This window comes from Helicobacter sp. 13S00401-1, assembly GCF_002272925.1.
GTDB lineage: Bacteria > Campylobacterota > Campylobacteria > Campylobacterales > Helicobacteraceae > Helicobacter_I.
On sequence record NZ_MLAR01000015.1, the window covers coordinates 23,041 to 35,351 of the forward strand.

The window sequence follows — 12,311 nt, forward strand, 5'->3', positions numbered from 1 at the left end:
AAGATATGGAATCTAGTTTAGATTCTAAGTTAGTCTTAGGAAGTGATGGCAGCTATAGCCTTTATAATGATGAGTATAAGCAAAGCTATCATGCTAAGAGTTTAGGTGCTTTTACTGAGACTATGAGTAAGCATGTACTGCCAGCTTTAGAGTTTGTAAAAAATGAGGGTTTAAAAGAAGTTAAGATCTTAGATATATGTTTTGGACTAGGATTTAACGCCTTTTTAAGCATGATGTACTTTCAAAAAGTGCTCATCTACTCTCCTGAAAAATCAAGCTTAAAAGATATATATAACTTTCCTTACCCTAAAGACTTAGATTCCTTAAAGCCTAATATCGCCTTAAAAAAGCTTAGCTTAGAATCTACTTTTAGATATAAAGATAATGTTTTGCATTTTTATGAAGGAGATGCGATTAATTATATACAAAGCTTTGAAGATGGCTTTTTTGATATCATCTATCAAGATGCCTTTAGCAAAGAGCATAACGCTGAGCTTTGGAGTAAGGAGTATTTTAGTTTGCTTTTTGCTAAAACTAAGCCTAGATGCCTAGTTACAACTTATGCTAAAGCTAGGGAAGTAATCCAAAATGTAGAATCTGCAGGCTTTAAAGCAAAGAAGTATGAGCTAGGAAGTTTGTTTTATAAATAATAAAAAGTTGCGTAATTTTATATGCTCTTAAAATCTAGAAAGTATAATCGTAGCTAGAAAAATCTACGTTTTAAAAATGTGAATTAATTTAAGGAAGTTTGATGAAAAGATACAGTGATGAAGAGATTTTAGATTTGATGGAAAATGCTAGTTTAAAAGACTTAGGAAAGCTAGCAAGTGAGGTTAAAAATGAGCTTCATAAAGATAAGATCACAACCTTTATAGTAGATAGAAATATAAACTATACAAATATTTGTTGGGTTGATTGCAAGTTTTGTGCATTTAAGAGAAATATCGGAGAAGAAGGTGAGTACATCTTAAGCTTTGAAGATATAGATTCTAAGATAGAAGAGCTTTTAGATATAGGCGGTACACAGATACTTTTTCAAGGTGGAGTACACCCTAAGCTTAAGATAGATTACTATATAGACTTAGTTAGTCATATAGCTAAAAAGTTTCCAACTATAACAATCCACGGCTTTAGCGCCATAGAGATAAACTATATCGCCAAAGTCTCTCATCTAAGCATAGAAGAGGTTTTAAGACGTCTTAAAAAAGCAGGTCTTAGTTCTATACCTGGTGCTGGGGCTGAGATATTAAGCGATGAAGTAAGAGATATTATAGCGCCTAAGAAGCTTGATAGCGCTGAGTGGATAGAAGTACATAGACTTGCCCACTTACAAGATATAAAATCAACTGCAACTATGATGTTTGGAACAGTAGAGAGTAATAAAGATATAATAGAACACTGGCGACGCGTTAGAGACTTGCAAGATGAAACAGGAGGCTTTAGAGCCTTTATACTTTGGAGTTTTCAACCAGATAACACTCCTTTAAAGTCTGAGTTACCTAACATCTCTAAGGCTAGCAGTCATAGATACCTAAGGTTGCTAGCTTGTTCTAGAATCTATCTTGATAATATAGCTAATATACAAAGTAGCTGGGTTACTCAAGGAAGCCATATAGGTCAGTTAGCACTTTTGTTTGGGGCTAATGACTTAGGAAGTACTATGATGGAAGAAAATGTAGTTGCAGCAGCAGGAGCAAGAAACTCTATGAATGAAGCTGAGATGATAGAGCTTATAAGAGATATAGGCGAGTATCCAGCTAAACGAAATACAGCATATGAGATATTGCAAAGATACTAGAGGAGTTAGTGCTTATGAAGTTTATAGTTGCATTTTTTATATTTTTAGGAGTAGTGATGGCAGGCGATATAAAGTACTTAGAGGTAAAAGGCGTTAAGATTCCAGTTATAACAGAGATGGATAAAAACGTCTCTTTTGGTGTGATAGGCTTGCACTTTAGCGGTGGTGGCAGAGCCTATGATGGCAACTTACCTATATCTAATGCAAGTGCTTTTTTGCTAAGCCGTGGGACTAAGAAGCTAGGCAATATAGACTTTAATAAAGCCCTTGATGCTAAGGCAGTAGAACTTGATGTAGGAACAGGTAGAACAACTTTAGTCTACTCACTAAAGTTTTTAAAACAGTATGAAGACTTTTCTATAAATATGCTAGGAGATTTGCTAAAAGATCCTAACCTTAGTAAAAATGCCCTAAATGACACTATCTCTTATATGAAGGCTAATCTTGCTAGCTCAAAGTCTGACTTTGACTATCAAGCTTCACAACTTTTAAACGAAACTGCTTTTAAAGGCACTCCTTTAGCCAAAGATGCTCTAGGAAATCTAGCCAGTATAGACAAGTTAAATCTAAAAGATATAAAAAACTATCTTGATAGTAATGTAGTGCTTTCTCGTCTTGTTATAACTGCAGGAGGAGATTTAGATTCTAAAACTTTAGAGCATTTAAAAAAGATCCTAGAAGCACTACCAGTTGGAAGCACTATAGAGATCCCACACTATGAGTTTACTATCACTGATGCAGAAAAAAAGGCACTTAAAGATGATACAGCTATAAAAACCTTTAAAGGTGTGCAGCAAGCAAGTATAGCCTTTGGAGCCCCACTAGTAGGTATAGATCTAAAAAAAGATGCCTATAAAGCACGTGTTGCTAGTCTTATATTAGGAGCTGGCGGTTTTGGCTCTAGAATCTTAGAAACTGTTAGAGTAAAAGCAGGTCTTGCTTATAGTGCTTATATAGGTTTTGATATGGGTAGGGTTTTAAGTTGGGCAGTTGGTGGTATGAACACAGACTTAGGGGCTAATGCAACTAAGGCTATAGATTTAGTAAAACAAACTGTTCAAAACTTTGTAGATAAAGGCGTTAGTGAGCAAGAACTAGATGATGCTAAGAAGTTTTTAATAGGCAGCGAACCTTTAAGGAATGAAACTATAGAACAAAGGCTTTCTAAAAAGTATATGGCCTACTTTAATGGCTTGCCGCTAAATCAAAATGAGCTTGACTTAGAAAAAGTAAAAACTCTTACACTGCCAGAGATTAATGACTTTATAAAAAAGCATGTTGAGCTTAAAAATCTTGTCTTTGCTCTTGTGACTTCACCAGAAACTAAAAATGCACCAAGTAAATAACCTATGCTAATTTATGGAAAACAAAGCTTTTTATACGCACTAACCCATCATAAAGAAGCTATAGAAGAAGTCTTGCTTAGCAAGGATATAGATAAAGGACTTTTTTCTAAGCTTAAGGCTTTAAATGTCCCTATACTTAGGCTAGATAACAAAAAAGCACAAAGTCTAGCCCATGGTAATAATCACCAGGGCTATTTTATGAAGATAAAAAACTTAGAACCACTTAGTTTTAAAGAACTAAAAACTTTAAACTCCCTAGTTGTGCTATGTGGTATAGAAGATGTTGGCAATATAGGGGCGATTTGTAGGAATGTTTTAGCTTTAGGGGTTGAAGGTTTACTCTTAGATAGACCCTTAAGTTTTAGTGCTATGGAAGGGGTTTTTAGGGCTTCTAGTGGAGCCTTAATGGATGTTAAGTTTGCCTACTCTAGTAATATTTTAGATTCTATAAATGAGCTAAAAGCCTTAGACTTCACTCTAATAGGTGCTGATATGAAGGGCAGAGAAAGCTTAAAATCTACTGAAAAAGTTACAAAATGGGCTTTATTTATGGGCAGCGAGGCTGAAGGTCTAAAAAATGCAATAAAAGTAAAATTAGATAGAATACTTTCTATAAAGATGGCAAATAATTTCAACTCTTTAAATGTCAGCGTCGCAAATGGAATCTTAATAGATAGAATAAATAGCTTTACAATTAAAAAGGAAGGAAATGAGTGAGATAGAAGGCTTAGAAAAGCTAAAAAAGCTAGATATCAAAGACATCAGAAAGGCTACCAATCTTACTCCTGCACGTATAGAAGATGTCTTAAATAAGAACTTTGATAGCATGGAGAGAGTTAGGGCTGTAGGTTTTGTAAGAATCTTAGAGCGCGAGTTTAATGTGGACTTAAGCGAGTGGATAAAAGAGTATGATGAGCATCATAAGATAGAAAATGTAAAAATAGATGATAGTGCCATTACTTCCCTACCTTCTCAATCTAATGTATTAAATGAGTATCCTGAAAATCAAAAAAATCTAAATGAAGCTAAAAACTTTTTAAAAGAACAAGAAAATGCAAAAAAACACAAGTCCTTTCCTTTTGTAGCTTCTGAAGATTCTAAGCAAAAAGAAGCTAAGGCTATAGAAAAAAGGGCTAAAGCAGATGAAGAAAGAAGAGAGCTTATAACTCCAGCTGACTTTATAGATCCTAGTCTTAGCGAAGAAAGTAAAGAAAAGATAAAAAGAGATGAGCTTAAAGAAGAAGGTATAGATAGTAAGGACTTACCAAAGTCTACTGACTTTGACTTAGTGGAATCTAAGATAGAAGAAACTAGGGAAGAACAAAAAGCCTTAAAGCGTGCTAAGAGGGATGAAACACATAGAGAGACTATAACCTCAGCAGACTTTATAGATCCTAATCTACCAAAAGATGAGATAGAAAGAATCAAAAAAGATGAGATAGTAGAAGAGGGCATAGATAAAGCACCTGTTAAAACTAGCACTTATATCCCAAGGGAAAATCGAACTAGAACTAAAAGAAAAGACTTACAAGGTGTAAAGCTAGAGTACTCAAACTCTAGTGGAGGTAATAAAAAAGTAGGAAAGGTTGTAGGTATCATCATACTTATAATCATTATAGTAGTTATCGTAGTTGTTATAGCGCTTTTTGTAGCTTTTGAAAATAGAAAAGAAGCTAAGTTAAGAAATGCTAATTTACAAATGGAACACTTAAGTACTACTAAAGCGCCTCCAAGTCAAGCACTAGCTAGTACTCAAGATACAAGTATGGGCTTAGCTACTAATGCTGCTGCAACTACTGCTAATGCGCAAGAAGGGGCAACTAATGCAGATGTTGATAAGATAACTTTTAACTCTAGTGAGCCTTTATGGTTATCTTATATTGATCTAACTACTAAGGCTAAGGATGAAAAACTTTTAAATGCACCTTTTACCCTAGATGTAAGTCATGACACAGTGTTTCACTTTGGACATACTAACTTTGAGCTAAGTGTTAATGGAAGTAATGTAATACTAGATAATCCTACTCCATCAAACCCTGCAAGATATCTTTTTAGCATGAAAGATGGCTTCAAAAAGATAACTATAAAAGAGTTTAACAAGTTAACACAACAATGAAAAACATCTTTAAAGCCCTCTTTTTAGTCCTACTTTTAAGTCTGAGTTTACAAGCAAGTCCTTTGCAAAATATAGTGCAGTCTTTTGTAGGTAACCCACTTTATATGCAAAACCTTAACTTTATAAAGAGGATATTTTCTAAAGAGCAGTCTTTCTTTTTAAGTAATGGCGAGGTGAATTTTAAAAAAGTGCTTCAAACCTTGAAGCAAAATGGTCTTTTAAACCTAAGACTAGATAACCCGAGTAATATAAACCTAGTTTTTAGAACAAGAACTAGTCCAGTTTTTCTAACCTTTAGTGTCAGTAGTGCACTAAATGCCCTAGGCTACTCTTACTTTTATATCTCAGATGCTAATAAATCAGATTCCACTTTAGAAACTACTTATACGTTAAATAGTGAAAGTATGGTTGACCCTATACTTTTAACTAGTGAGCTTGAAAAAAGAGGCTATGAGATAAATAGTATTAATAAACTTTCACCCCTAACATGGGAGTATGATATAACTTTGATGCATCCTAGCATTACTAATGCCTTCATAGTAGATGAAAATATAGCAAATGTCACACTTAATAGGGTTAGTGGAAGATACTGGCTAGCAATTGATGCAAGTGGAGTTATGACGCTAAGTTCTGATACTTTATGGCGCCCTAAGATAATATTTTTTGATAAAAATATGAAGATAGTTAATAACATCACAACTGATGATTTAAGGTCAACTTATACCTTTAAGATGCCTAGTGGGATTAGCTTTATACTAGTTAGTGATACTTATGAGCCAGTAAGACTTAGAAATGGCATCCAAGTAAGTTTTAAAGTAGATGAGCCAGTTATAAGACAAGATTCTACTACTCAAAGTAATGGCACATCAAAAAGTGATACCAACACACTTCCAAATGGTATAACAACTAATCCTTACTTAACTCCTAGTGGAGATACCACAAAAAACACCCTTCCTCAAAGCGAAGGAAACATAACTACCAAACCACTAGATACAGATAGTTTAACTCAGCCAAACACTCCAAATGAGCAAGAACTAGATAACAGTATAGAAAAAGATGATAGAAGTCACACCAAAGATAACAATACTCAAGATGAAATGATAGACTTAAACTAAAAAGGAGTAAGTATGTTTGATGAGATAGAGTTTGATAAGATAAAAAGACTACCGAAATACATTTTTAGTGCCATCAATGAGATTAAGTATGACATGCGTGTTAAGGGTATAGATGTCATAGACTTTAGCATGGGTAATCCTGATGGTCCTACTCCAAAACACATTATAGACAAGCTCTGTGAGAGTGCTAAAAAGCCTAAAAATCAAGGCTATTCTGTAAGTAAGGGCATCTATAAGCTGCGTCTTGCTTGTGCAGACTGGTATAAAAGACGTTTTGATATAGACTTAGACCCTAACTTAGAAGTATGTGTTGGTATGGGTAGTAAAGAAGTTTTTGTACATCTTGTACAAGCTATAACTAACTTTGGTGATAACGCCATAGTTCCAAGTCCATGTTACCCTATACACCACTATGCTTTTAATATTAATGGGGCTAATGTCTTAACCTTCCCCCTAGAGTACAACGCAAACTATGAAGTAGATGAAGATGCCTTTTTTACTCACCTAGAGCACGCTTTAAAAGAAAACTTTCCTAAGGCTAAGTTTGTAGTAGTAAATTTTCCTCATAACCCAACTACGGTAGTAGCTTATAAAAGCTTTTATGAAAGACTAGTAGCTCTAGCTAAAAAAGAGCGCTTTTATATAATAAGTGATATAGCCTATGCTGAGCTTTGTTTTGGAGACTTTAAAACAGTTAGCATCTTTGAAGTCCCAGGCGCAAAAGATGTAGCAGTAGAAACTTACACTTTAAGTAAGACTTATAACATGGCAGGCTGGCGTATAGGCTTTGTAGTGGGTAATAAAAAGATTATCGAAGCAGTACAAAAGATAAAAGGCTGGATAGATTATGGAATCTATACGCCACTTCAAGTAGCAGCTACAGTCGCACTAAATGGTGATCAAAGTTGTGTTGAAGAGATAAAACAAAAGTATGAAAAAAGAATGCACGTCATGATAGAGTGCTTTAAGCGTGCTGGCTGGGAGTTAGAGATGCCTAAGGCTTCTATGTTTATATGGGCTAAGATTCCAGATAAAGTAGCCCATCTTGGAAGTTTGGAGTTTTGTAAACTTGTGCTTCAAGAAGCAAACATCGCCTTTAGCCCAGGCATAGGCTTTGGACCAGCAGGAGAGGGCTATGTACGTATAGCGCTAATTGAAAATGAAAAACGCATAAGACATGCTGCTAAAAACCTAAAAGCATTCTTAAAAAAGTTTTAAGTCTTAAAAAAGCAGTTTAAACATCAATAGTTAAAAAAGGTATTAGTTTGCAGACAAAAGAGTTAGAGGGGAAAAGAAAAGTAGGGGCTGGATTAAAGTTATATAATCTTATAGGAAGCTATTATCTTTGGCTTTTATGCATAGTCTTAGGGCTAGTAGTTTATATGACAGGGGCAGATAGCTATGTAAGGGCAAGAAATATCTACTTTGTAGCAGCCTTTCTTTTTTTAGTACTTTTTTTTAGAGAGTTTAGATTTAAGCGCCTTGTCCCTTTAAAGATACCACTTATACTTTTTGCCATCGTTGTTATCTTTGCCTATCTTTCACTTCTTAATGCAGCGCGCATAGACTGGACTTTAAAATATATAAACTTTAACCTTTGGCTAAGTCTTTTCTTTCTTATATTTAGCTACTTTATGATGCTTGCTTTTTCTAGAAAGCACACTAACTTTTTTGTCTTTCTTATAGGACTTGCCTTAGTTATCATAGAAATCATAACTATTAAGATCTGGCTAGCTCATGGTGGCTGGCCTTATAGAAGCGCTATAGGGTTAACTGGTGTTATCATCTTTGGCACATGGCTACTTTTAGGACTTGCTTTTGGATATGCAAGCATTTTTGTTTTTAAAGGACCTTGGAAGATTCTAGGCTTTTTGCTACTTATCTTAGCACTTGCATCACTAGTAGCTAATAATACTAGGACTTTTTTCCTAGCCCTTCCTTTTATGCTTATCCTTCCAGCTTTTATCATAAAGTATAAGTATAAAGCTACCATCATAATAGTTTGTATAATCGCTCTAATAGCGCTTTTTATAGGATTTTATAACTACTCAGGCAAGTTAAACCCAAGGTTTGATGCTAAGGCTATGGTTAAAAATATACATACAGTTTGGAGTGTAGCCCCAGGAGAGATGGGCCGTTTTGATGTAAACTGTGCTACTTCTAATCTATGCTCTAAGTTTTCTTATCCGCTAGATAAAAAAGTGCATTTTGAAGAAAGCTCACTCATTAGACTAAGCTTATTAAAGTCTATCTTACTTGCTATAAAAGAAAACCCTTTTAGGCCTAATGGCTATTATCCTAGAGAGTTTGTATATAACTTAGAAAAAAACTTTTGGGACTATAAGGATGTGCGTTATCCTTTTGCTTACGTGCCAGCCCATGATACTGATATAAAAGATGGTAATCCTCATACTTATATACATCCTCATGACTCTGCTGTTAGTGCTATATTTGAACTAGGTATCATAGGCGCACTAGCCATTTATCTTTTTACTATCTTTATGTTTTATGTAGGAGTTTATATTTATAGGCATAATAGGGGAGTATATAAGTTTTGGGGTATGTTTCTTTGTATCTTTTTACTTGGTGAAAGTATCTCATTTTTCTTTGACTGGCTTATACTCTTTGCAGCCCAGATGGTGCTTTTTGTGTTTTATGGTATCACTCTTGGAATCTATGCTAAAACCTTGCTTGATAAAAAGCTTAAGAGGGGATACTTTAAGAGTTTATAAGCTTTCTTATTACTCAAATATTTAGATAGTGTGAGATGTTTATAGAAGGGATGATTCTTACTTTATATATCATTTAAGTTTATATAGCTAAAGCGTTAAGACTCTTTTGCCTTTGGTTATAGAATCTAGATTCCATAAAAACTATACATTTTATAATATTTAGCTTTATAAGCCTTGCTGCAATAAGGCTTATAAAGCTAACTTACTTTTTACTTTCTGATTTTTTATATGTGTTTTTATTTACATTTTTACTTTTTGTCTTTGAGATACTTTTTATATCTTTAGTGCTTAATCTTTCTTTTGAAGTCTGAAGCACTCTTTTTTTAGCATCCCACTTTAGGCAAAGTATAAAAACTATAGCACTTATGATAAACATGATGACTGAAAGGATTTGTCCCATAGTAAAGTCGCCATAAAAGCCAAGCTGTATATCAGGCTCCCTAGCAAACTCAGCTACAAATCTCATAAAGCTATAAGCCATACCATATATAGTTATAAGAGAGCCATTAAACCTTAGCTTTTTAGAAACTAAAAGTACTATAAAAAAGACTACTATACCTTCTAAAAAGGCCTCTATAAGTTGACTAGGATACCTAAGATAGCCATCTACATATATACCTAGAAATTTTAAGTGCGGATCTTCTATAACGCGCCCAAAAAGCTCTTTATTTAAAAAGTTCCCTATACGCCCAAAAACATAGGCTAGTGGGAGGGAGAGGGCTACTAGGTCAAGGTATATAAAAATATTTACTTTTTTTACATAAGAAAAGATAAGGCTACCTATGATAAAACCTATCACTCCTCCATGATAACTCATACCAGCAATACCAACAAAGTGACCATCTACAAAAGGATTTAGTGCTTGCCAAGGATGCGTTAGATAGTACATAGAGTTAGGATCGTAAATAAAGACGTAACCAAAGCGAGCACCAAGTATAACTCCAAGCTCAGCATAAACAAAGTAACTATCTATCATAGCACTAGTAACACTAGCAAATCTAGGGTTAGTTTTAATGAAGCGTTTAGCGATAAAAAGCGCGCCCAGTAGGGCTACAACATAGGCCATACCATACCAGTAAACTCTAAATCCAAATATTTCAAAAGCTACAGGGTTAAAATGCGTGTAAATTTCATTCCATGCGTTCAAATGATATCCTTGTGGTAAAAACTAACTGCTATTATAGATACTTAGTTAAAATGTAGCTCTTATTTAGCTTGCTTAGTTTTTATGTGAAATGTTTAAAAAGGTAGTTAATGTTTAAAAAAGCCTTTGTTTTAGGACTTACAACTCTTTGTGCTGTTGTTGCAAATGGCTTTAAGATTCAAGAACAAAGCTTAAATGGCACTGCACTTTCAAGTGCTTATGTAGCAGGAGCACGTGGTGCAGATGCAAGCTACTATAATCCAGCTAATATGGGCTTTGCTAATGACTATGGGGAGAATAAAAATGAGTTTGAGATGGCATTTAGCATCATCAACATCCCAGGCTTTAGTTTTGATGTCCCAACTTCTAATAAGGGCTTAACTTCTATAACCCACCTTACCTATAAAGGTATAGCCCAAACAGGCGGGGACTTGCTTAATGGCATAAACAAAGTTTTTAATTCAAACATAAACGTTCAAAATCTTATCCCAACTACCATATCACTTCAACACACAACTCCAGATAGCTCTTATGTAAGTGGCTTTACTGGTGATACTAACTTCTTTATGCCTAAGTTTTTTTATAAGTCTAAAACTTATAATGGCCTTACATTTGGCGCAAGTTTTATAGCCCCTAGTGGACTGGCTTTGCAGTGGCAAGGTAAGGGTGGGGAGTTTTTACAAGATATATTTATCTTCTTAGTTGAGCTTAGTACTCCTATAAGCTATACCTATAATGATAGAATCTCAGTCTCCATAGCCCCTAGAATCCTCTATGGTATGGGCAAGTTTAACAACACTGTCTATGTTCCTCTAGGCACAGCCCAAAACCCTGGTAATACTCCTTCTTTTTCCCCAGATGTGCTTAAAAGCTTACCACCTGGCCTTATACCTACTTCTATGGAAGATAGCCTTGGGACGGTTCAAAGGAATCCAACTATTTTAGGAATCTTAGGTCTGCCTCAAGGTGCTAGCCAACTAGATGTTATAAAAAGCATGGTTTCAAATATCCAAACCTCCCTAGTAGGTACAGCGCGCGTTGATCAAAGAAGTGATGGAAGTGACTTAGGTTTTGGTTATAGGGCAGCCCTTTCAATAAGAGTAGCGGATAATGGCATGTTCTCAGTCGTTTATAGCTCTCCAGTAAGTTTTGATTTTAAAGGGAATCTTGATGCTAACACCATTATAGGTGGTCCAGTAGGAAGTGTTAGGATGAAAACTACTTTAGATCTTTTTATAACTATGCCAGAGATTATAACTCTAGCTTATGCCCATCAGATAGGACCAGTAAGACTAGAAGCAGTTTATGAAAGAACATTTTGGAGTAGGGGAAGGAAGTTTGATATAAGCTTTGATGCAGACCATGCTAAGTTTGAAGCAAGTCCAGGAAGCGTGGCACAAAGCTTTTCTCAAGAACAGTTAAAAAGTATGATAAACCTTGCTGACTTTAGTGCTGTTGCTATGGGGGTAGGTTGGAGGGATACTAACCACTTTAGACTAGGGGCTACTTATATAGGCAAAAAGCTTAGACTCATGGCTAGTGTAGCTTATGAGCAATCACCAGTGCAACAAGACATGATAGGTATACCAGATAGTGATGGCTATATGGTGGGTTTTGGTGCAAAGTATAACTTTAGAGGCTTTGATATAGGAGTAGCTTTAAGTCAGACTTTTAAAGAAAATAGACGATCAATTTATAGTGGTCCTCATATCGGACAACTTCGTATCGCTACTGCTTCACTTGGCTATAGATGGTAGTTTAGATTCTAAGTTTTGTAATATTTTTTTATAGAATCATTTTTATCGGGTGGTTCCAATCTCTTTACACTATTGACTAGATATTTATTCCAACATTTTCTTTTGTACATAGATTATTATTTGTAGATTTTCTTTAACCAAAAAGGGGTTTAACCCCTCCTCACTCCCCTTAACCCCGAAAAAGGTACTTTTTCGGCAATCAAGGGGAGAGCCTCGCTAATTCCGTTTCTAGCAAAAAAATGGCGTTCGCACTTCTGCTTACTTGTTTCCATTTTTTTGCACCACGAAACGGGCGAGCTAACG

Annotated in this window: 10 protein-coding genes; 9 read left to right on the forward strand and 1 reads right to left on the reverse strand. The window is 35.1% G+C overall.

What is annotated here, in order from left to right; translation table 11 throughout:
- Positions 1-5: 5 nt before the first annotated feature.
- The 8 genes from BKH43_RS07170 to BKH43_RS07205 all read left to right on the forward strand — a co-directional run bounded on the left by BKH43_RS07170 (position 6) and on the right by BKH43_RS07205 (position 9,107).
- Positions 6-650 (forward strand): MnmC family methyltransferase, encoded by a 645-nt coding sequence (locus BKH43_RS07170; protein WP_095230064.1) that lies wholly within the window; start codon positions 6-8, stop codon positions 648-650.
- A gap of 101 nt (positions 651-751) precedes the next feature.
- Positions 752-1,798 carry a dehypoxanthine futalosine cyclase gene (locus BKH43_RS07175; RefSeq protein WP_095230066.1) on the forward strand — a complete coding sequence of 349 codons (1,047 nt, stop codon included), beginning with the start codon at positions 752-754 and terminating at the stop codon, positions 1,796-1,798.
- A 14-nt stretch (positions 1,799-1,812) separates the two neighbouring features.
- Positions 1,813-3,144 carry a pitrilysin family protein gene (locus tag BKH43_RS07180; protein WP_095230068.1) on the forward strand — a complete coding sequence of 444 codons (1,332 nt, stop codon included), beginning with the start codon at positions 1,813-1,815 and terminating at the stop codon, positions 3,142-3,144.
- Positions 3,145-3,147: 3 nt separating this feature from the next.
- Complete coding sequence (rlmB, locus tag BKH43_RS07185; RefSeq protein WP_095230070.1) at positions 3,148-3,861, forward strand: 23S rRNA (guanosine(2251)-2'-O)-methyltransferase RlmB; 714 nt, start codon at positions 3,148-3,150, stop codon at positions 3,859-3,861.
- A complete protein-coding gene (locus BKH43_RS07190; RefSeq protein WP_095230072.1) occupies positions 3,854-5,260 on the forward strand; it encodes a hypothetical protein in 1,407 nt (468 codons plus the stop codon). The genes rlmB and BKH43_RS07190 overlap by 8 nt, the downstream gene beginning before the upstream one ends.
- Positions 5,257-6,375 (forward strand): hypothetical protein, encoded by a 1,119-nt coding sequence (locus BKH43_RS07195; RefSeq protein WP_095230074.1) that lies wholly within the window; start codon positions 5,257-5,259, stop codon positions 6,373-6,375. Before BKH43_RS07190 ends, BKH43_RS07195 begins: the two co-directional genes overlap by 4 nt.
- A 12-nt stretch (positions 6,376-6,387) precedes the next feature.
- Positions 6,388-7,593, forward strand: coding sequence for an LL-diaminopimelate aminotransferase (locus BKH43_RS07200; RefSeq protein WP_095230076.1), 1,206 nt, complete (start codon positions 6,388-6,390; stop codon positions 7,591-7,593).
- A 47-nt stretch (positions 7,594-7,640) separates the two neighbouring features.
- On the forward strand, positions 7,641-9,107 hold the full coding sequence (locus tag BKH43_RS07205; RefSeq protein ID WP_095230078.1) for an O-antigen ligase family protein: 1,467 nt from the start codon (positions 7,641-7,643) through the stop codon (positions 9,105-9,107).
- A 202-nt stretch (positions 9,108-9,309) separates the two neighbouring features.
- Here the strand turns inward: BKH43_RS07205 and lgt are convergent, their stop codons facing one another.
- Positions 9,310-10,254, reverse strand: a complete 945-nt coding sequence (gene lgt, locus BKH43_RS07210; protein ID WP_095230080.1) for a prolipoprotein diacylglyceryl transferase — start codon at positions 10,252-10,254, stop codon at positions 9,310-9,312.
- A 107-nt stretch (positions 10,255-10,361) separates the two neighbouring features.
- Between lgt and BKH43_RS07215 the strand changes: the two genes are divergently transcribed.
- Positions 10,362-12,008, forward strand: coding sequence for an outer membrane protein transport protein (locus tag BKH43_RS07215; RefSeq protein WP_095230082.1), 1,647 nt, complete (start codon positions 10,362-10,364; stop codon positions 12,006-12,008).
- Positions 12,009-12,311 lie beyond the last annotated feature (303 nt).

What these genes read in the sequence shown, in the direction of transcription:
- rlmB (WP_095230070.1), top strand. Translation starts at nt 3,148, where the DNA reads ATGCTAATTTATGGAAAACAAAGCTTTTTATACGCACTAACCCATCAT.
- BKH43_RS07180 (WP_095230068.1), top strand. Translation starts at nt 1,813, where the DNA reads ATGAAGTTTATAGTTGCATTTTTTATATTTTTAGGAGTAGTGATGGCA.
- BKH43_RS07200 (WP_095230076.1), top strand. Translation starts at nt 6,388, where the DNA reads ATGTTTGATGAGATAGAGTTTGATAAGATAAAAAGACTACCGAAATAC.
- BKH43_RS07170 (WP_095230064.1), top strand. Translation starts at nt 6, where the DNA reads ATGGAATCTAGTTTAGATTCTAAGTTAGTCTTAGGAAGTGATGGCAGC.
- BKH43_RS07215 (WP_095230082.1), top strand. Translation starts at nt 10,362, where the DNA reads ATGTTTAAAAAAGCCTTTGTTTTAGGACTTACAACTCTTTGTGCTGTT.
- BKH43_RS07195 (WP_095230074.1), top strand. Translation starts at nt 5,257, where the DNA reads ATGAAAAACATCTTTAAAGCCCTCTTTTTAGTCCTACTTTTAAGTCTG.
- BKH43_RS07175 (WP_095230066.1), top strand. Translation starts at nt 752, where the DNA reads ATGAAAAGATACAGTGATGAAGAGATTTTAGATTTGATGGAAAATGCT.
- BKH43_RS07190 (WP_095230072.1), top strand. Translation starts at nt 3,854, where the DNA reads ATGAGTGAGATAGAAGGCTTAGAAAAGCTAAAAAAGCTAGATATCAAA.